Source organism: Streptomyces sp. P9-A4 (assembly GCF_036634195.1).
In the GTDB taxonomy this organism is placed as follows: domain Bacteria; phylum Actinomycetota; class Actinomycetes; order Streptomycetales; family Streptomycetaceae; genus Streptomyces.
On the sequence record NZ_JAZIFY010000001.1, the window covers coordinates 6,162,825 to 6,180,956 of the forward strand.

Sequence of the window (18,132 nt, forward strand, 5' to 3'; positions counted from 1 at the left end):
GGAGGGGGCCTGCGTCAGCGGGCCGGGCGGGCTTCGGCGGGCAGCCACTCGAAGGAGGCGGCGGCGTCGGCGGCCTTGTACTCCAGGCCGATCCAGCCGTCGTAACCGGCCTTCCTCAGCTCGTCGAGGAGCTGCTCCAGGGGCAGGTCGCCGGTGCCCGGCGCGCCGCGGCCCGGGTTGTCCGCGATCTGGACGTGGCCGGTCTTGGCCGCGTACTCCGCGATGACCTGGCTGACGTCCTCGCCGTTCATCGACAGGTGGTAGATGTCGAGGAGGAACTTGGCGTTGCCGAGTCCGGTGGCCGCGTTGACCTTGTCGATGACCTCGATGGCCGAGGGGGCGCTCACCAGCGGGTAGAGCGGTGACTCCGGCTTGTTGAGGGTCTCGACGAGGAGGATCGCTCCCACCCGGTCGGCGGCGCGGGCGGCCAGGACCAGGTTCTCCAGGGCGAGGGTGTCCTGGATCCGGGGGGCGACGCCCTCCACACGGTTGCCGTAGAGCGCGTTGAGCGCCTTGCAGCCGACCGAGGCGGCGAAGTCGGCCGCCACCTCGATGTTGGCGCGGAAGCGGTCCGACTCCTCACCCGGTACGGAGAGGGCCCCGCGGTCCGGGCCGGGCAGCTGCCCGGCGTAGAAGTTCAGTCCCACCAGCTGGGTGCCGGCGTCCTCAAGAGCCTTCTTGAGGGCGTCGAGCTCGCTCTGCTCGGGGGTGGCGGTGTCGATCCAGGGCCACCACAGCTCGACCGCGGTGAAGCCCGCCGCGGCGGCGGCCGCGGGGCGCTCCAGGAGCGGGAGTTCCGTGAAGAGGATCGACAGGTTCACATCGAAGCGCTGGTCCGAGCCGGCGCCTACTGAGAAGCGGGCCATGAGGGGCGGCGCTCCTTCCGTATCGCGGAAGTAAGTTTCTGTCTGACGGAATGTTGCAAGGGGGTTGCCTCGCTTGTCAAGAGGTCCCCGCAGGTCCGGGGCTGCCGCAGGCCGGATCGGGGCCGTAGTTTGGGGCCATGGTGCGTTTGAGAGTGGAGTTCACGACCGAGCCGTTCGACCTCGACGAGGCCCCGGCGCACGCGGTCGTAGCTCGTGAGGTCATCCAGTCGGCCGAACTGGACGCGGTCGATGTCGGCCCCTTCGGCAATACGGCGGAAGGTGGCGCCGACGCGGTGCTCACCGCGGTCGACTCGCTGCTGCGCAGGTCGCTCGCGGCCGGCGCCACCCGCGTCTCGCTCCAGGTCAATGTGATCGGTGAGGGGGAGAAGTGAGCGAGCACCCGTTGGTGGCGGCGGTGAAGCCCCTGGTCGACGCCATGGGCGGCGAGCTGCTGGTCCCCGCGCAGGCGGAGGCCGACGACGTCGTCCTGTCCTGGGAGGGCGAGGACGTCCTCGCCGTACGGCTGCCCCAGCTGTCCGAATCCCTCGATCACATCCTCGCGGCGATGGAGCGGCGGCACGGGGTGCCGCTGGCCGAACTCGACCGCAAGGCCAAACAGGAGGCGGTACGGCTGCTGGAGGCGCGCGGCGCCTTCTCGGTGCGCCATGGAGTGGAGACGGTGGCCGGTGCACTCGGTGTCAGCCGCTTCACCGTGTACAACTACCTCAACAGGGAGACCGCCCTGAACAGGGAAAAGGCCGCCAAGGGCGACTAGTTGATCACCTGAGACCACAAGCCGTCGTCCAGATGTCGGGACGACGGCTTTTGCGTGGCCGAGTTTTCAACAAAGTGTTGACGTTGTGTTGTGGAGGGCGTTAGCTATCCGCAGCCCGTCCGACGCACAGCGAAAAACAGCCACGGAGGCTTCCCGTGACTTCAGGTACGACACCGGGTCTCACCCGGTTCAACACCTCGGCGGACAGCGAGGCCGTCGCCGCGCTCCACGAGGTGTGTTCCAGTTCGGCGTGGGGGAGCAAGGTCCTCGCCCAGCGCCCGTACTCCACCGCCGAAGCTCTCTTCCTCGCCAGTGACGCCGCCATGGCCGAGCTGACCGCCGAGGACCTCGCCGAGGCGATGGCGGGGCACCCGCCGATCGGTCGTCCGAAGGCAGGGGACCCGACCTCCTCCCGCGAACAGAGCGGAATGGCCGGCGCCTCCGATCAGCTCAAGACCGAGATGCTCGACCTCAACCTGGCCTACCAGGACAGGTTCGGTCACGTCTTCCTCATCTGCGCCACCGGCAGGACCGGCGAGCAGATGCGCGACGCGCTCCGGGAGCGGATCGAGAACTCGCCCGAGGCGGAGCGGGAGATCGTCCGCACCGAACTGGGCAAGATCAACCGAATCCGGCTGACCCGTCTCGTAGAGACCTCCGAGACCTCCGAGGAAGAGAGCTCCGCATGAGCACCGACACCACGGCCTCGGTGTCCACGCACATCCTGGACACCAGCGTCGGCCGCCCCGCCGAGGGCGTGGCCGTCACGCTCGCGGCCCGTGGCGGCTTCGACGCGGAGTGGGTCGCGCTCGGCGGTTCGGCCACCGACGCGGACGGACGCTGCAAGGACTTGCCGGCGCTGCCGGAAGGCACCACCCACGTACGACTCGACTTCCAGGTCGAGACGTACTTCTCCCATCAGCACAGTTTCAAGAAGCAAGCCGAGGCGCAGCAGGACGCCCCCCGCGTAAGGGACAGCGGTGCGTTCTTCCCCGAGGTGGCGATCACTTTCGCCGTCACCCCGGGCGAGCATTACCACGTACCGCTGCTGCTCAACCCGTTCGGCTACTCCGTATACCGAGGGAGCTAGCAGACATGCCCACGATTCTCGGCCAGAACCAGTACGGCAAAGCAGAGAACCGCGTCGTCAAGATCACGCGGGACGGCGACACCCACCACATCAAGGACCTGAACGTCTCCGTCGCCCTCTCCGGCGACCTCGACGACGTACACCTCACCGGCTCGAACGCCCACTGCCTCCCCACCGACACGACGAAGAACACCGTCTTCGCGTTCGCCAAGAAGTACGGGATCGAGTCCGCCGAGCAGTTCGGCATCCACCTCGCCCGCCACTTCGTGACGAGCCAGGAGCCGATCAAGAAGGCGCGCATCCGGATAGAGGAGTACTCCTGGGAGCGCATCGCGTCCTCCGAGGCCAACTCCAAGTTCATCGGCGCCGACGAGGTCAACCACTCCTTCGCCCGCAAGGGCCAGGAGACCCGGGTCACCCAGATCACCTACGACGGCCGGACCTGGGAGATCATCTCCGGTCTCAAGGACCTCGTCGTCATGAACTCCACCAACTCGGAGTTCTGGGGCTACATCAAGGACCAGTACACGACGCTCCAGGAGGCGTACGACCGCATCCTGGCCACGCAGGTGTCCGCCCGCTGGCGGTTCAACTGGACCGACGACGACCAGCGCATGCCGAACTGGGAGCGGTCCTACGAGCAGACCAGGAAGCACATGCTCGAGGCCTTCTCGGAGACGTACTCGTACTCCCTCCAGCAGACGCTGTACCAGATGGCCACGCGCATCATCAACCACCGCTCGGAGATCGACGAAGTCCGCTTCTCGCTCCCGAACAAGCACCACTTCCTGGTCGACCTCGAGCCCTTCGGCCTGAAGAACGACAACGAGGTCTACTACGCCGCCGACCGCATGTACGGCCTCATCGAGGCCACCGTCCTCCGCGACGGAGCCACGGCGCAGATCCCGGTCGACATGACCAACCTCTAAGCGGCATCTGAGTGACCGGCCCCCGCCCGCCCGCAGTCGGGCGGGGGCCGCACCAGACCGGAGGGAATCTCATGGCACAGCCTGCAAAGGGGCCGGCAACCGCCGAAGGCCCGTGTTCCACCCCTCCGTCCACCCCGGGTCCGGCCTCGGCCGCATGCCACCCGGTGGACGAGAAGCTCCCCGCCTCGCGGCTCGTCCCCGCGGCACTCCAGCACATCGCCGCCATGTACGCCGGCGTCGTCACCCCTCCGCTCATCATCGGCCAGGCCGTCGGCCTGGACGCGGCCGGGATGACCCGGCTCATCGCGGCCGGCCTGCTCATCGCCGGCTGCGCGACCATCCTGCAGACCCTCGGCATCGGACGCTTCGCCGGAAACCGGCTCCCGTTCGTCAACGCCGCCTCCTCCGCCGGAATCGCCCCGATGCTCGCCATCGCCGAGACCAGCGCCCCCGGTCACCAACTCCCCGCCATCTACGGCGCGGTGATGGTCGCCGGAGTCTTCTGCCTCGCCGTCGGCCCCTTCTTCGGCCGGCTCCTCCGCTTCTTCCCGCCGCTCGTCACCGGCGTCGTGATCACCCTCATCGGGGTCACCCTGATGCCCGTGCCCGTCGGCTGGGCCCAGGGCGGCGACCGGACCGCCGCCGACTTCGGTGCCATGAAGTACCTGGCGCTCGCCGGCTTCACCCTCGTCGTCATCCTGCTCTTCCAGCGCTTCGGCAAGGGCTTCGTCAAGCAGATCGCCCTGCTGCTCGGCCTGTTCATCGGTACCATCGCCGCGATCCCCTTCGGGATGGCCGACTTCAGCGCCCTGCGCGAGGCGCCCCTCGCGGCCCTGCCCGCCCCTTTCGCCTTCGGCGCCCCCGAGTTCCAGCCCGCCGCCATCCTCTCCCTGTGCATCGTCATGCTGGTGCTCATGACCGAGTCCAGCGCCGGCATGCTCGCCCTCGGCGAGATCTGCGAGCGGCGCAGCGACGGGAAGACCATCACCCGGGGCTTGCGCACCGACGGCATCGCCACCCTGCTCGGCCCCGTCTTCGGCGGCTTCCCGACCTCGGCCTTCGCCCAGAACGTCGGCGTCGTCTCGCTGACCCGGGTGCGCTCCCGGTACGTGGTCGCCGTCGCCGGCGGCGCCCTGATCGTCCTCGGTGCCTTCCCCGTCCTCGGCGCGGTCGTCTCCATGGTCCCGATGCCCGTCCTCGGCGGCGCCGGCATCGTCCTCTTCGGCTCGATCGCGGTCAGCGGCATCCGCACCCTGTCGGAAGCCGGACTCGACGACAGCTCCAACATCATCCTGGTGGCCGTCGCGCTCGGAGCGGGCATCATCCCGCTCGCCGCGCCCACCTTCTACGCCGAGTTCCCGGCCTGGGCGCAGACCGTGCTCGGCTCCGGCATCAGCGCGGGCGCGCTCGTCGCCGTCCTGCTGAATCTGTTCTTCCACCATCTCGGCACCCGGAGCCGTCACCCGGCTCCGGCACTCAAATCCTCCTAGGGTCCTGCCGTGCCCACACCATCCCCGAGGAATGAAGGAAGCACCGCCATGGCAGCACCTTCGGCAGTCCGGCGCATCGTCATCGAGAACGCGGCGATCGCGACCGTGGACGCGAACGACACCGAGTACGCCTCCGGCCACCTCGTCGTCGCGGACAACAGGATCGAGTCCATCGGCGCCGGGAAGGCTCCCGAGGGCCTGGAGAACGTGGTCCGGCGCATCGACGCCACCGGCCACCTCGTCACGCCCGGTCTCGTCAACACCCACCACCACTTCTACCAGTGGATCACCCGGGGGCTGGCGACCGACCACAACCTCTTCGACTGGCTCGTCGCCCTCTACCCGACCTGGGCGCGGATCGACGAGCAGATGGTGCGCGCCGCCGCCCGGGGCTCGCTGGCGATGATGGCCCGCGGTGGTGTCACCACCGCCATGGACCACCACTACGTGTACCCGGTGAACTCCGGTGACCTGTCCGGCGCCATCATCGGCGCCGCCTCCGAGATGGGTGTCCGCTTCACCCTCGCCCGCGGCTCCATGGACCGCAGCGAGAAGGACGGCGGCCTGCCGCCGGACTTCGCCGTCGAGACCACCGAGGGCGCGCTCGCCGCGACCGAGGAGACGGTCAAGAAGTTCCACGACGCCTCCTTCGACGCGATGACCCAGGTCGCCGTCGCCCCCTGTTCTCCCTTCTCCATCTCCACCGAACTCCTCCGGGAGGGCGCCGCGCTTGGCCGTCGCCTCGGTGTGCGCATGCACACCCACGGCTCGGAGACCGTGGAGGAGGAGAAGTTCTGCCACGAGCTCTTCGGGATGGGCCCGACGGACTACTTCGAGTCCACCGGCTTCCTCGGCGAGGACGTGTGGATGGCGCACTGCGTCCACATGAACGACTCCGACATCGCCGCGTTCGCCCGCACCAAGACTGGTGTCGCGCACTGCCCCTCCTCCAACGCACGCCTCGCCGCCGGCATCGCGCGCGTCCCCGACATGCTGAAGGCGGGCGTACCGGTCGGCCTCGGCGTCGACGGCACCGCCTCCAACGAGTCCGGCGAGCTGCACACCGAGCTGCGCAACGCGCTCCTGATCAACCGCCTCGGCGCCCGCCGCGAGTCCGCGCTCAACGCCCGCCAGGCCCTGCGCCTCGGCACCTACGGCGGCGCGCAGGTCCTCGGCCGCGCCGACAGCATCGGCTCCCTGGAGGCCGGCAAGCTCGCCGACTTCGTCCTCTGGAAGATCGACGGCCTCGGCCACTCCACGATCGCCGACCCGGTCACCGCCATCGTCTTCGGCGCGGCGGCCCCGGTCACGGCCTCCTTCGTCAACGGCAAGCAGATCGTCGAGAACGACCACCTGCTCACCGTCGACGAGGACACCATCGCGCGCGACGCTCGCGCGGAGGCGCAGCGCCTGGCCCGCATCGTGGCCCAGGCCTGACCTTCCCCATGAAGTCCGACCGAGGGGGACGGCCCTCGGTCGGTCGCCGCGGACCCGAGCGGGGTCCGCGGCAGCCGGCCCGGGAGGTGCCGTACGCAGAAGCCGTACAGCGCCTCCCGGGAAGGTGACGCACGCCCGCACCCCCACCGGGCCCACCGTCCCCGCGCCGCAGTACCTCCCCGCGCGCACCGCACCACCCCCGCAACGAGCCGCACCTCCTGCACCTCGCACCGCATCGCACCACCTCCCTGACACCCGTGTCACCGCCGACGCGTACCCGACCGGAGGAACCGCCGTGGCCGCCAAGCCCCAGGTTCGCAATGCACAAGAAGCAGGCTCCGCCCCCGACGACCGTGAGACGCATCCGGTCGACGAGACGCTGCCCCCACTGAAGATGCTCACCAGCGGCCTCCAGCATGTGGCCGCCATGTACGCGGGCGTCGTCGCCCCGCCCCTGATCGTCGGAGCGGCCGTCGGCCTCTCCGGCACCGAACTCACCTTCCTGACCGGCGCCAGCCTCTTCACGGCCGGCCTCGCGACCTTCCTCCAGACGCTCGGGGTCTGGAAGATCGGCGCCCGGCTGCCGTTCGTCAACGGCGTCACCTTCGCCGGTGTCGCGCCGATGCTCGCCATCGTCGACACCACCGGGAACAAGGCCGACGCGCTTCCCGTGATCTTCGGCGCGATCATCGTCGCCGGACTCCTCGGCTTCCTCGCCGCCCCCTGGTTCTCCCGGCTGGTGCGGTTCTTCCCGCCGGTCGTCACGGGCACCGTCATCACCCTCATAGGTGTCTCCCTCCTCCCGGTCGCGTTCGGCTGGGCCCAGGGGCCCAACCCCAAGGCGGCGGACTACGGTTCGACCACCTTCCTGTCCCTGGCCGGTATCACCCTGGTCGTCGTCCTGCTGCTGCGCCGCTTCACCCGCGGCTTCCTCAAGCAGATCGCCGTCCTCGTCGGCCTCGTCATCGGCACGGCCATCGCCATACCCTTCGGCGTCACCGACTTCTCCCCGGTGACCGAGGCGGACATCGTCGGCTTCCCGTCGCCGTTCCACTTCGGCGCCCCGCAGTTCGCGCTCGCCGCGATCATCTCCATGTGCGTGGTCATGCTGGTCTCGATGACCGAGTCGACCGCCGACATGCTGGCCCTCGGCGAGATCGTCGACCGGCCGGCCGACGAGAAGACCATCGCGGCCGGACTGCGCGCCGACACCCTCGGCTCCGCGATCAGCCCGCTCTTCAACGGCTTCATGTGCAGCGCCTTCGCACAGAACATCGGCCTGGTCGCCATGACCCGGATCCGCAGCCGCTTCGTCGTCGCCTGCGGTGGTGGCTTCCTGGTCCTGATGGGCCTCTCGCCGGTCGCCGCCTCGCTGATCTCGGTCGTCCCCCGGCCGGTCCTCGGCGGCGCGGGCGTCGTCCTCTTCGGCTCGGTCGCCGCCAGCGGCATCCAGACCCTGGTCAAGGCCGGCCTGGAGAAGGACAACAACGTCCTCATCGTGGCCGTCTCCCTGGCCGTCGGCATCATCCCGATCACCGCGCCGGAGTTCTACCACGCCTTCCCGGAGACGGCGAAGATCATCCTGGACTCGGGCATCTCGACCGGCTGCGTCACCGCGGTCCTGCTCAACGTGGTCTTCAACCACCTGGGCCGGGGCCGGGACGCCGACGAGGTCACCGCGCCGATGGAACCGGGCGAGGAGATCTCCGGCAGGAGTACGGCGAAGGCGGCGCACGTCCACTGAACCCGCCCGTCACCCCACCCGACGCCCCGGTCCCCGCGCACGCCGCGGGGCCCGGGGCCGTGGTGCTGATCAACCCCAACAGCTCCGCCGCCACGACCGCGATGATGACCGCCCTCGCCCGGCGGAGCCTGCACCCGGCCCTGCGCGTCCGGGGAGTGACCGTCGCCAGGGGCCCGCGCATGCTCACCGATCCCGCCGCCCTGCGCGCCGCCGCCCCCGAGGTCCTCGCCGCCGGCCTCCGCGCCCTCGGCGGCGGCGACTGCGCCGCGCTCCTCGTCGGCGCCTTCGGGGACCCGGGCCTCGCGGCGCTGCGCGCGGCCACCGACGTCCCCGTGGTGGGCCTGGGCGAGGCCGCGCTCAAGGAGGCCGCCGCCGACGGGACCCCCTTCGGCATCGCCACCACCACACCGCTCCTGGCCGACGCCATCACCGCACAGGTGACGGCCCTCGGCCTCGCCGACCGGTACACGGGACTGCGCCTCACCACCGGAACCCCCGAACACCTCTCCGCGGAACCGGATTTGCTCGTCGCCCGGCTGGAGGGTGCCGTGCGTGCCTGCGTCGAGCGGGACGGGGCGCGGGCCGTCGTCATCGGCGGCGGCCCGCTGGGCGAGGCCGCCGAGGAACTCCGCACCCGCTGCGCGGCCAGGATCGTCGCCCCGATCCCGGCGGCCTGCCGCGCGGTCGAAGGCCTCCTGACCGGCTGAGGCCGGAGGCGCCGTCCGCTCACCGCTCGACCGCGATCCGCCGTCGGCACTCGCCGGCCAGCGCCGGGTAGGCGGCGGCGATGGCCTCGTAGAGCCGCCACCGCAGCAGCCGCTCGGCCTCGCCGCGCCCGGTCTCGCCGTACAACCCGTCGAGCAGGGCCTCGTAGCGGGAGAGAGCCTGCCGCAGGTAGCTCACCTGCCAGCGCACGAGCGCCCCGGAGGGGACCCCGGGCGATGCGGGGGCGGAGGGAGGAGTGGAGGCGGTGGTGGCAGTGCCCTGCTTCGTCCCCGGGCTCCGCGCCCCGAGGAGTTGTCGGTGGCGCACCGCCCGCCGCTCCAGTTCGGGGCCGGGCAGGCGCGGGACCTCGATCGGTTCCGCGCGGATCGCGGTCAGCACGGCCGCCCGGCGCCGCTCGGCGTAGGCCCCGGCGGCGGCGGAGCGCCCGGGGGCGAGTGCCGAGGTCTCCGCGAACTCGGGTGTCCGCTCCACCGTCTGGACCCGGGCGAGGAGGTAGAGCCGGACGGGCGCGAGGGACCACCGGCGCGGGTCGCGGCCCTGGACGTCGGGCGTGCCGAGCAGGTCGCGGACCATCGTGTCGGTCCAGCCGCGCCGACGTACCCCGGAGAGCGTCACATAGGTCGTACGGTCCGTCATGATTCCCCCTGAATCGACTACGGAGAGTGATGTTCCCAGTGAAGCGCACGCCACTGACAACGCCCTCGCCGACGTCCTCTTGCCGGGATCGGCCCCCCTGTGCGATATAGGTCTGGACCTTTTCGACGGACGGAGGCCGGCCCGTGCAACGACCGCTCGCCGCAAGCCTGTTGACCACCCTCGCACTCACCCTCGCGGTCGCCCTCACCGCCTGTTCCGGGGCCGCCGTGCCCGCGGCGAAGGACGTCCGCGCCCCCACCGCCCCGACCGGAGTCACCGCCACGGCCGGCAGCGCGGCCACCGTCCACGTCATGTGGAGCGCGGCCACCGACGACCGGGCCGTCACCGGCTACGCGGTCTACAGCGAGGACCGCAAGCTCAAGGACCTCCCGGCCACCACGCTGATGACCGACGTGGCCGGACTCGCCCCCGCCACCCGCCACCGCTTCACCGTCCGAGCCCGGGACGCCGCCGGCAACACCTCGCCCCCGAGTGCCACCGTCACCGCCACCACCCTCCGCGCCGTCGCCGAGGACCGTACGCCGCCCACCACTCCGTCCGCCCTCCGCGTCACCGCCGACGGCAGCCGCGCCGCGACCCTCCGCTGGAACCCGGCCCGGGACGACACCAGGGTCACCGCGTACGACGTCTACCGGGCCGACACCCGCATCCACACCGTGCCCGGCACCGCCACCACCGCCCACCTCACCGGTCTGCGCCCCGGCACCGCCTACGCCTTCACCGTCCGCGCCCGCGACGCCGCCGAGAACTCCTCCCCGGACAGCGCCCCCGCCGACCTCACCACGGCCCCCTCACCGGGCGCCCCCGTGAACACCGCCCCCACGAACCTCGCCGTCACCGCGGCCGAGGGCGAGATCACGGTCACCTGGACCCCGCCCCCCACCGGCGCCCCGGTGACCCACCACGAACTCCACCTCAACGGCCGCTTCGCCACCACGATCGTCTGGGGCAACACCCCGCCCCCAGGCCGCGCCACCTACACCTTCCCGGTCCAGGACCCCCCGGGCACCCGCTACACCCTCACCCTCCGCGCCCAACTCCCGGACGGCACCTGGGGCGACTTCTCGGCGCCGAGAACGGTGGTGGTGCGCTGACTCCGACAGGCATTGGCCGGAAGTGCACCCTTTCGCCTCGCCCCGCCGCCCCTCACCCTGCGAACAGGGGATGCAGCGGGCCGCTGGGGGGCGCCGATGTCCGAGCCGATGTCCGAAGACCCGATGTCCGAAGACCCGATGTCCGAGGACCCGTCGTCCGAGCCGCTCTACGTACCCGCCCTGCCCGCGCGCCGGAGTGCGCTCGGCGCGTACGAGAAGTCGGCGCCGGTGGTACGCGCGCGCGTGGCGCCCCTGTGGACCGTCCCGCCCCGGTCCGGAAGGGACCGCACCATGGGGATGCGACCGCGCCGACCGCTCGACCCCGACCCCGTCGCGCTCGCCGACCACCTGCGGACCACCCTGAACGCGATCGAAAGGGTTCAGGGAGGCCTGCCCGCCTGGGTGGACACCTTCCATGTCGAGGACGAGCCGGGGGCCCTGGCCGCCGCGTTCGGGCCGGGCCCCGGGAGCACCCCGCTCCGGCCGGTGACGGGTGTCGGTCGGGCCCCCGGACAACAGACGGCCTGCGCCGAGGCCGCTCGGCTGAGCGGGCACGGCCTCGGCGTCCGCGTCTTCCTGACCGCTCTCCCCGACGAGCGGCTGAGGGACCGGGTCCGCCTCCTCCTGGACCGGATCGCCTTCGCGCGCTGCCCCGTGGACCTGCTGCTCGACCTGGGCGCCGTGGACGACGAGCACCACCCCGCGGAGAAGTGGGCGCTGCGCGCCCTCGGCCTCCTCGGCCCCCTCCATCGCTGGCGCACGGTCGTCGTGCTGGCCGGTTCCTTCCCCCGTACGTACCCCGAGGACTACGGAGCACCGCTCGCGGAGGCGCACCGATTCGACTGGGACATCTGGCACATGCTCGTCGACGGGACCCACCACCCGGCCCTGCGCGTCGTGTACGGCGACTACGGCGCCGACCACGCCGCGAGCGCCGACCGGCCCGTGGACGCGGGCGGGGGTTCCCCCTGGGGAGTCGTCCGGTACACGACCGAGCGCACCTTCCTCCTGGCGCGGGTGCCCACCCGGGGGCCCGACCACGCGGACGCGATCCGCGCGCTGGTCCGGGAGATCGTGCACGCGGAGGGCTTCCGGGGCGCGGAGTTCAGTGCCGGGGAACGCTGGCTCGACTCCTGCGCGGCCGGCGGGGCAGCAGGCGGGGTGCGTGCCGGAGTGCGCGGCTCCGGGGCGGGCGGTCCGGAGGTCTGGCTGCGCACCGGCCATGTCCAGCACCTGGCCCAGGTCGTCCGCGCCCTGCGAAGACGCCCGTGACCCCCTCGTCTCCACCGCTCCGCCGATTCCCGCTCCGCCCCGCCTGCGTCGCCCGCCCGATTCGTCCCCGTCGAACTACCCTGGGAAGCGTGGCCGAGACCGTTCTCACCAACACCGGGCTCGACAGTTTCCTCGACGGAAGCGCCGAGTGCCGTGATCCCGTCTTCGTGCGTGCCGCCGAGGTGGTGCTGGGGCTTCTGGCTCTGCGGGGGGCCGATCGGGGCAGTGGGGTGCCCGAGCCCACGCCGGGGCTGGTGCGGCAGCTGCTCGTCGAGGATCTGCCGATCTTCGTGTACGCGCCGCCCGGGACGCTGGACGCCTACCCGGCCGTGCTCGCGCGGCTCGCCGCGCGGTTCGACGGGGGGCGGGGCGAGCGGATCGGCGCCGTCGTCCGGGAGGCCGCCGCCGACTTCGAGCGGGCCATGACCGATCCGGGGAATCTGACCTGGCACCGCTGGTACGCCTCGCTGCTGCGGACCTGCGGGGCCGATCTCGCCGATCCCGATGACGTGCGCCGCAGGCTCGCCGCGCTCGACGGGGCGCCGCTGCCCGCCGGTGTGCACCGGGCCGACCTCATGGGACGCACGGCCCTCGCGGACGTCCTCCTCGCCGAGGCCCTCGCGCGCGCGTACGTACGGGACGCCGAGGAGCCGCCCGCCGTCGGGCCGCTGCTCACCGACCACGCCGTCGCGACCGGCATCGGGCAGGTGGCGGCGGCGCTCCGGGACCGGTGGACCGCCGCCGGGCTCGCCGAGCAGCTCTCCGGGCCGTACGCGCGCTTCGCTCCCGGACCCGAGGCCTTCCCGCACCTCGTCCTGGCCGACGCCCTTCTCGACGAACACCTCGACCACTACGGGGACGTCGCCGTCCCCGTACCCCCGCCGCCCGCGATCGAGGCCGGGCCCGTACCCGTCGAGGAGGACGCGGACACCCTCATCACCCTCGTGGAGGAACTCACCGAGGAGGAGTTCGAGCCCTACGGCGGGGAGGCGCCCCATCTGCTGTATGTGGTCTACCGGCGCGGCTGCTCCGCCGAGTCCGTCGTCCGCAAGGCCGCCGAGTACGAGGACCGGGCCGTCGACCCGGCGCTTGAGGACCTGCCCGTACCGGTACCGGCCGAGGCGGCCGGCCCGTACACCGTCCCGCCGCTGCCCGAGCTCGTCCGCCTCCTCGGCTCCGCCGGGCTGACCGAGGCCGACCGCGCCGCTCTGGAGGGGCCCGCCCGCGAACTGGCCGCCGTTCTCGACCGGCTCGCCGCCACCGGCCTGGTCTTCCGCACCGGCGACGCCTTCGGGCTCACCCCGCGCGGTGCGGGCGTCGTGCGCTATCTGCTCGGGGTGCGCGGGATCGCCGCGCCCGACGCCGAGGAGGTCAGGTCGTGGGCCGCGGCCGACGTGGTGGCCGCCGCCGCGGGCTGGCCCGGCTGTGTCGCCGGGCGCGTGCTCGCCGACCGGCTCCACGCGCGCGGTGACACCGTCGAAGCCTGGTCCGAACTGCTCGCGGCCCTCGGCACCGTCCACGCCGGCGGCTCCGACGCCGCCGCCACCCGGGGCCTCTTCGCCGTCCTCGACACCGCTTCCGCCCCGCCCGAGGCCCTGCGCGGCGCCCTTCGGGACCCCGTGATCGGCGCGTACGCCCACCAGGCCCTGCGGGCGCGGGGCGAGCCCTCCGACCTCGTCCAGGTAGGGACCTCGGCGCGGGCGCTGTTCGTGCTCGACGCGCTGCCCGCGAAGAAGGGGCCCCTGGAGTCGCGCCGTACCGCCTTCGACACGGCCGCCGCCGCCTGGCCGGGCGGTTCCGCCGCCCTGCTCCGGGCGATGGCCGCGGCGGACCGCCACGAGACGGAGCGGGTCCTCGGCCCGCTCGGTCTCATGCCGTAGCGGGTCCCCGGCCCGATCCGTCCCGTGCCGTGGCCAGGGTCCGTCAACCCGCTGTCAGATACATCGCCGACGGGCCCGCCCCCGCCGTGTTCCGGCAGCTCTGGTTGCCCGTCGGGCGGGCGTTGACCAGGGCCAGGCAGCGGCCGAGGGCCTGCTGTCCGTAGGCGTTGGGGTGCATGGACTCCTGGACGAGGCCCTGGGTGCTCTGGCTGTCGATCCAGCGCGCCCACTCGCTCGTCGTGCCCGAGGCGGGCGCCGTCGAGGTCACCTGGCGGCTCGCCTTCGCGCAGACCTCACGGCCCTGGAGCGCGTCCCGGAGGTCCAGGAACTGGACGCCCTTGGCGGTGGCGACGCCCTTCAGGCGGTCGGCGAGCTGGGGGACGAGGGAGTCGCGGGCCCAGTCGGAGTCGGCGTTCCAGAACGGGCAGCCGCCGGTGTTCGTACGGGACCAGCCGCTCTCCCCGTAGCGGTTGTCGGCGGCGCGGGGGATGGGGGAGGGGTACGACTGGAGGACGATCCGGTAGTCGGAGGAGCCGTAGCCGGCGCCCGCCATGACGGCCCTGATCTCGTCGACCGAGCGGCCGACGTCCGCCATGACGCCGTCGATCCTCGCGTCCACCTCGGCCTGCTGGTCGTCGTGGCAGTACGAGTACCAGACGATGTAGTCGGTGGCGCAGGTGGTGATGACGTCCGCGAACCCGAGGTCGTTGCCGCCGATCGAGAGGGCGATCAGCTTCACGTCGTTCGCGGCGGCGACCGCCGCCAGCTGGTCGGCCTGCGGTGCCTCGCCCTTGTAGGACTGGCCGCCCCGCGAGGCCCGGAAGACGTTCCGCGTGGTCGCGCCGGAGCAGGCCAGGTTGATCAGGGAGCCCGCGATCGGGCCCGCGCTCCTCACCTCGGCGGTGTCCGAGCGGTCGCAGCCGCCCGCGGTGGAGCCGTACACCCGGGACGGGTCGTATCCGCTGCCCGTCCAGGCGCGGTCGGTGCCGTTGCGGCTGCCGGAGTTGGCCAGGCTGTTGCCCTGCCAGCGGCCGGCCTCGCCGGAGATGTAGCTGTCGCCCATGGTGACGACGGCGGTGGGCCCGGTGCCGGGGGAGGCATGGGCGGCCGGGGCGGCGAGGGAGGCCAGCCCGGCGGCGGTACACAGTGCCAGGAGTGCGCGCAGCGCGCGGTGGGGGGTCGAAGGCATGGCTGTGCTCCTGCGGTACGCAGTGACGTGGGGGACAGCCGCCGGCCGGTGGCATGGCGGAATCTGTCACCCCCCGGCTTGTTACCGCTAGGTAGTTGCATATCTCGGTTCCGTCACGTCACCTGTGAGGCAACCGGGAACGCGGCAGGGCTCCGCCCCCGGCGATGTGCGTCACCGGAGGCGGAGCCCTGATCGGACGGTGTGCGGCCGCTGTGCGGACGGCCGACGCGGTGGGTCAGCCGACCAGCTGCTCGTAGGCGGGCAGCGTCAGGAAGTCCGCGTAGTCCGCGTCGAGGGAGACGTGCAGCAGCAGGTCGTGCGCCTGCTGCCACTTGCCGGCCGCGAAGGCCTCCTCGCCGATCTCGGCGCGGATGGCGGCCAGTTCCTCGGCGGCGACCGCGCGGGCCAGCTCCGGGGTGGCGGGCTCGCCGTTCTCGAAGACGACACCGGCGTTGATCCACTGCCAGATCTGCGAGCGGGAGATCTCGGCGGTGGCCGCGTCCTCCATCAGGTTGAAGATGGCGACGGCGCCCAGGCCGCGCAGCCATGCCTCGATGTAGCGGATGCCGACCTGCACGGCGCTCACCAGGCCGGCGTACGTGGGCTTCGCGTCCAGCGAGTCGATGGCGATGAGGTCGCCGGCCGCGACGGAGACGTCCTCGCGGAGGCGGTCCTTCTGGTTCGGCTTCTTGCCGAGGACCGCGTCGAAGGAGGCCATCGCGATCGGGACCAGGTCGGGGTGGGCGACCCAGGAACCGTCGAAGCCGTCGCCGGCCTCGCGGTCCTTGTCGGCCTTGACCTTCTCGAAGGCGACCTTGTTGACCTCGGCGTCGCGGCGGGACGGGATGAACGCCGCCATGCCGCCGATCGCGTGCGCGCCGCGCTTGTGGCAGGTGCGCACGAGGAGTTCGGTGTACGCGCGCATGAACGGGGCCGTCATCGTGACCGCGTTGCGGTCCGGCAGGACGAACTTGGCGCCGCCGTCACGGAAGTTCTTCACGATGGAGAACAGGTAGTCCCAGCGGCCCGCGTTCAACCCGGCGGCGTGGTCGCGGAGTTCGTAGAGGATCTCCTCCATCTCGTACGCGGCCGTGATCGTCTCGATGAGGACCGTGGCGCGGACGGTGCCCTGCGGGATACCGACGTAGTCCTGGGCGAAGACGAAGATGTCGTTCCAGAGGCGGGCCTCCAGGTGCGATTCCGTCTTCGGCAGGTAGAAGTACGGGCCCTTGCCGAGGTCGATCAGCCGCTGGGCGTTGTGGAAGAAGTACAGGCCGAAGTCGACCAGGGCTCCCGGCACCGGGCGGCCGTCGAAGGTGAGGTGGCGCTCCTCCAGGTGCCAGCCGCGCGGCCGCATGACGACCGTGGCCAGCTCGCCGGCCGGCTTGAGGGCGTACGACTTGCCCGAGCGCGGGTCCGTGAAGTCGATCTTCCGGGCGTACGCGTCGATCAGGTTGAGCTGGCCCAGGATCACGTTCTCCCAGGTCGGCGCCGAGGCGTCCTCGAAGTCGGCGAGCCAGACCCTGGCGCCGGAGTTGAGCGCGTTGATCGTCATCTTGCGGTCGGTCGGGCCGGTGATCTCGACGCGCCGGTCGTTCAGGGCCGCCGGGGCGGGGGCGACCTTCCAGGAGTCGTCGGCGCGGATCGCGGCGGTCTCCGGCAGGAAGTCCAGGGTGGACGTACGGGCGATCTCGGCGCGACGCTCCGCTCGGCGGTCGAGGAGCTCGTCCCGGCGCGGGGTGAACCGCCGGTGCAGTTCGGCGACGAAGGCCAGGGCGGCCTCGGTGAGCACCTCTTCCTGACGCGGCAGGGGCTCGGCATCGACGACGGCCAGGGGGGACGGCGCTGGTGCGGACATGAACTGTCACTTCCTTCAGCGGACTTCACGGGCGGTGCCAAGCGGCCGCCGGGCGTCACGGAACGGCACGGAGTGCCGCAGGCGCCGAGATACGGCCGCGAGCGCCTTCTGAAACAGCAGACGCTTCTGAACAGTGGATACTAGTTTCCTCATGGTGGAAGTTCAATGGTTTGTTGATGTCGAGATTCTCCGGATCGACAGACCATGGCGCTCGGTGCCAGAGCGTTCACTCCAGGTACGCCACCTCCGTGGTGCGTCGCCGGGGTGGGTGCCGCGGGTGTGTGCCTCGGGGCGCCGGGCACCTCGCGCCGGTCGTGTCACTCCAGACGGGCCAGGTCCGCCTCCGTGTCGATGTCGTAGGGCTCGGCCACATCCGAACAGTCCACCGGGGTGATCGCATCCCGGTGCGCCGCCAGATAGTCCCGCGCCCCCCGGTCTCCCACCGCGAGCTCCGCGATCCCCGCCCAGTGCGCGGCGCCGAACAGCACCGGATGGCCCCGCCGGCCGTCGTACGAGGCCGCCGCCAGCGTGTCCCCCGACGTGTACGCCGACCGGACCCGCGCCACCGCCTCCGCGCCGATCCCCGGCTGGTCCACCAGGGACACGAGCGCCGCGTCCACCCCGCGCGGGTCGGCGGCCAGCGACGCGAGGCCCGCCCGCAGCGACGAGCCCATCCCCTCGGCCCACTCCGGGTTGTCGACCAGCACGCACCCGGGCAGCTCCGCCCGCTCCCGTACGACATCGGCCGAGGCCCCCAGGACCACGTGCACCACCTCGCAGCCGGCCGCGCGCAGCACCCCCACGGCGTGCTCGACGAGCGGACGGCCGCGGTGGGGAAGGAGTGCCTTCGGGCGCCCCCCGAGCCGCCGCCCGCCTCCGGCGGCGAGCAGCAGGCCCGCGACCACGGGCGGTCGGACGGGTGTTCGGTCGTGCGTGGTTGTCATGAGGACTGCTTACCTCATCAGGCGGAATGACACGCTCGCCCGAATCACCCTTGCGGAGGGTGGCGCGCCGGGGCGGCGAAGGAGTTAACTGACCCGCGACTCGCGGCGCCCGACCACCACCAGACGGCCGGTTCGGAGTGTCCGGAGTGGAGTTCTGCGCACAGTGTCGTGCGAGGGGGAG

The 18,132-nt window shown here is 71.9% G+C and carries 17 protein-coding genes; 12 read left to right on the forward strand and 5 right to left on the reverse strand.

Annotated elements, in window-relative coordinates; translation table 11 throughout:
- Positions 1–14 precede the first annotated feature (14 nt).
- The gene (locus V4Y03_RS27725) at positions 15–866 is read right to left on the reverse strand and encodes a TIM barrel protein (RefSeq protein WP_317875518.1); all 852 of its coding nucleotides are present in this window, start codon (positions 864–866) and stop codon (positions 15–17) included.
- Positions 867–1,006: 140 nt separating this feature from the next.
- On the opposite strand from V4Y03_RS27725, the gene V4Y03_RS27730 reads away from it, so the two are divergent.
- The 9 genes from V4Y03_RS27730 to V4Y03_RS27770 all read left to right on the forward strand — a co-directional run bounded on the left by V4Y03_RS27730 (position 1,007) and on the right by V4Y03_RS27770 (position 9,038).
- Positions 1,007–1,258, forward strand: coding sequence for a hypothetical protein (locus V4Y03_RS27730; protein ID WP_317875524.1), 252 nt, complete (start codon positions 1,007–1,009; stop codon positions 1,256–1,258).
- Positions 1,259–1,302: 44 nt separating this feature from the next.
- Positions 1,303–1,641: a helix-turn-helix domain-containing protein gene (locus V4Y03_RS27735; protein ID WP_317875525.1), complete on the forward strand. Its 339-nt coding sequence runs from the start codon at positions 1,303–1,305 to the stop codon at positions 1,639–1,641.
- A 155-nt stretch (positions 1,642–1,796) separates the two neighbouring features.
- On the forward strand, positions 1,797–2,330 hold the full coding sequence (gene uraD, locus V4Y03_RS27740) for a 2-oxo-4-hydroxy-4-carboxy-5-ureidoimidazoline decarboxylase (RefSeq protein ID WP_317875519.1): 534 nt from the start codon (positions 1,797–1,799) through the stop codon (positions 2,328–2,330).
- Positions 2,327–2,731, forward strand: a complete 405-nt coding sequence (gene uraH / locus V4Y03_RS27745) for a hydroxyisourate hydrolase (RefSeq protein ID WP_332436680.1) — start codon at positions 2,327–2,329, stop codon at positions 2,729–2,731. Before uraD ends, uraH begins: the two co-directional genes overlap by 4 nt.
- A 5-nt stretch (positions 2,732–2,736) precedes the next feature.
- Complete coding sequence (gene pucL / locus V4Y03_RS27750) at positions 2,737–3,660, forward strand: factor-independent urate hydroxylase (protein ID WP_317875521.1); 924 nt, start codon at positions 2,737–2,739, stop codon at positions 3,658–3,660.
- 71 nt (positions 3,661–3,731) lie between these two features.
- A complete protein-coding gene (locus V4Y03_RS27755; protein ID WP_332436681.1) occupies positions 3,732–5,150 on the forward strand; it encodes a nucleobase:cation symporter-2 family protein in 1,419 nt (472 codons plus the stop codon).
- A gap of 48 nt (positions 5,151–5,198) precedes the next feature.
- The gene (locus V4Y03_RS27760; RefSeq protein ID WP_332436682.1) at positions 5,199–6,587 is read left to right on the forward strand and encodes an 8-oxoguanine deaminase; all 1,389 of its coding nucleotides are present in this window, start codon (positions 5,199–5,201) and stop codon (positions 6,585–6,587) included.
- Positions 6,588–6,882: 295 nt separating this feature from the next.
- Positions 6,883–8,331 (forward strand): nucleobase:cation symporter-2 family protein, encoded by a 1,449-nt coding sequence (locus tag V4Y03_RS27765; RefSeq protein ID WP_443079831.1) that lies wholly within the window; start codon positions 6,883–6,885, stop codon positions 8,329–8,331.
- Positions 8,332–8,390: 59 nt separating this feature from the next.
- Positions 8,391–9,038: an aspartate/glutamate racemase family protein gene (locus V4Y03_RS27770; RefSeq protein WP_332436683.1), complete on the forward strand. Its 648-nt coding sequence runs from the start codon at positions 8,391–8,393 to the stop codon at positions 9,036–9,038.
- 19 nt (positions 9,039–9,057) lie between these two features.
- Here the strand turns inward: V4Y03_RS27770 and V4Y03_RS27775 are convergent, their stop codons facing one another.
- Positions 9,058–9,693: a hypothetical protein gene (locus tag V4Y03_RS27775; RefSeq protein WP_332436684.1), complete on the reverse strand. Its 636-nt coding sequence runs from the start codon at positions 9,691–9,693 to the stop codon at positions 9,058–9,060.
- Between the two features lie 143 nt (positions 9,694–9,836).
- Between V4Y03_RS27775 and V4Y03_RS27780 the strand changes: the two genes are divergently transcribed.
- From V4Y03_RS27780 to V4Y03_RS27790, 3 genes are all read left to right on the forward strand, one after another.
- Positions 9,837–10,808, forward strand: a complete 972-nt coding sequence (locus V4Y03_RS27780) for a fibronectin type III domain-containing protein (protein ID WP_332436685.1) — start codon at positions 9,837–9,839, stop codon at positions 10,806–10,808.
- Positions 10,809–10,931: 123 nt separating this feature from the next.
- Positions 10,932–12,080 carry a beta family protein gene (locus V4Y03_RS27785; protein ID WP_332436686.1) on the forward strand — a complete coding sequence of 383 codons (1,149 nt, stop codon included), beginning with the start codon at positions 10,932–10,934 and terminating at the stop codon, positions 12,078–12,080.
- Positions 12,081–12,169: 89 nt separating this feature from the next.
- Positions 12,170–13,960 carry a hypothetical protein gene (locus V4Y03_RS27790; protein ID WP_332436687.1) on the forward strand — a complete coding sequence of 597 codons (1,791 nt, stop codon included), beginning with the start codon at positions 12,170–12,172 and terminating at the stop codon, positions 13,958–13,960.
- A gap of 43 nt (positions 13,961–14,003) precedes the next feature.
- On the opposite strand, the gene V4Y03_RS27795 is transcribed toward V4Y03_RS27790, so the two are convergent.
- From V4Y03_RS27795 to V4Y03_RS27805, 3 genes are all read right to left on the reverse strand, one after another.
- Positions 14,004–15,149, reverse strand: a complete 1,146-nt coding sequence (locus V4Y03_RS27795) for a GDSL-type esterase/lipase family protein (RefSeq protein WP_332436688.1) — start codon at positions 15,147–15,149, stop codon at positions 14,004–14,006.
- A 235-nt stretch (positions 15,150–15,384) separates the two neighbouring features.
- Positions 15,385–17,007, reverse strand: a complete 1,623-nt coding sequence (gene aceB / locus V4Y03_RS27800; RefSeq protein WP_332436689.1) for a malate synthase A — start codon at positions 17,005–17,007, stop codon at positions 15,385–15,387.
- 317 nt (positions 17,008–17,324) lie between these two features.
- Entirely contained in the window at positions 17,325–17,951 is a 627-nt protein-coding gene (locus V4Y03_RS27805) for a nucleotidyltransferase family protein (RefSeq protein ID WP_317877252.1), read from the reverse strand.
- Between the last annotated feature and the right edge of the window lie 181 nt (positions 17,952–18,132).

Excerpts from the sequence above, each read along its gene's own strand:
- V4Y03_RS27725 (WP_317875518.1), bottom strand. The coding sequence starts at position 866 with ATGGCCCGCTTCTCAGTAGGCGCCGGCTCGGACCAGCGCTTCGATGTG.
- V4Y03_RS27735 (WP_317875525.1), top strand. The coding sequence starts at position 1,303 with ATGGGCGGCGAGCTGCTGGTCCCCGCGCAGGCGGAGGCCGACGACGTC.
- uraH (WP_332436680.1), top strand. The coding sequence starts at position 2,327 with ATGAGCACCGACACCACGGCCTCGGTGTCCACGCACATCCTGGACACC.
- pucL (WP_317875521.1), top strand. The coding sequence starts at position 2,737 with ATGCCCACGATTCTCGGCCAGAACCAGTACGGCAAAGCAGAGAACCGC.
- V4Y03_RS27755 (WP_332436681.1), top strand. The coding sequence starts at position 3,732 with ATGGCACAGCCTGCAAAGGGGCCGGCAACCGCCGAAGGCCCGTGTTCC.
- V4Y03_RS27760 (WP_332436682.1), top strand. The coding sequence starts at position 5,199 with ATGGCAGCACCTTCGGCAGTCCGGCGCATCGTCATCGAGAACGCGGCG.
- V4Y03_RS27775 (WP_332436684.1), bottom strand. The coding sequence starts at position 9,693 with ATGACGGACCGTACGACCTATGTGACGCTCTCCGGGGTACGTCGGCGC.
- V4Y03_RS27785 (WP_332436686.1), top strand. The coding sequence starts at position 10,932 with ATGTCCGAAGACCCGATGTCCGAGGACCCGTCGTCCGAGCCGCTCTAC.
- V4Y03_RS27795 (WP_332436688.1), bottom strand. The coding sequence starts at position 15,149 with ATGCCTTCGACCCCCCACCGCGCGCTGCGCGCACTCCTGGCACTGTGT.
- aceB (WP_332436689.1), bottom strand. The coding sequence starts at position 17,007 with ATGTCCGCACCAGCGCCGTCCCCCCTGGCCGTCGTCGATGCCGAGCCC.
- V4Y03_RS27805 (WP_317877252.1), bottom strand. The coding sequence starts at position 17,951 with ATGACAACCACGCACGACCGAACACCCGTCCGACCGCCCGTGGTCGCG.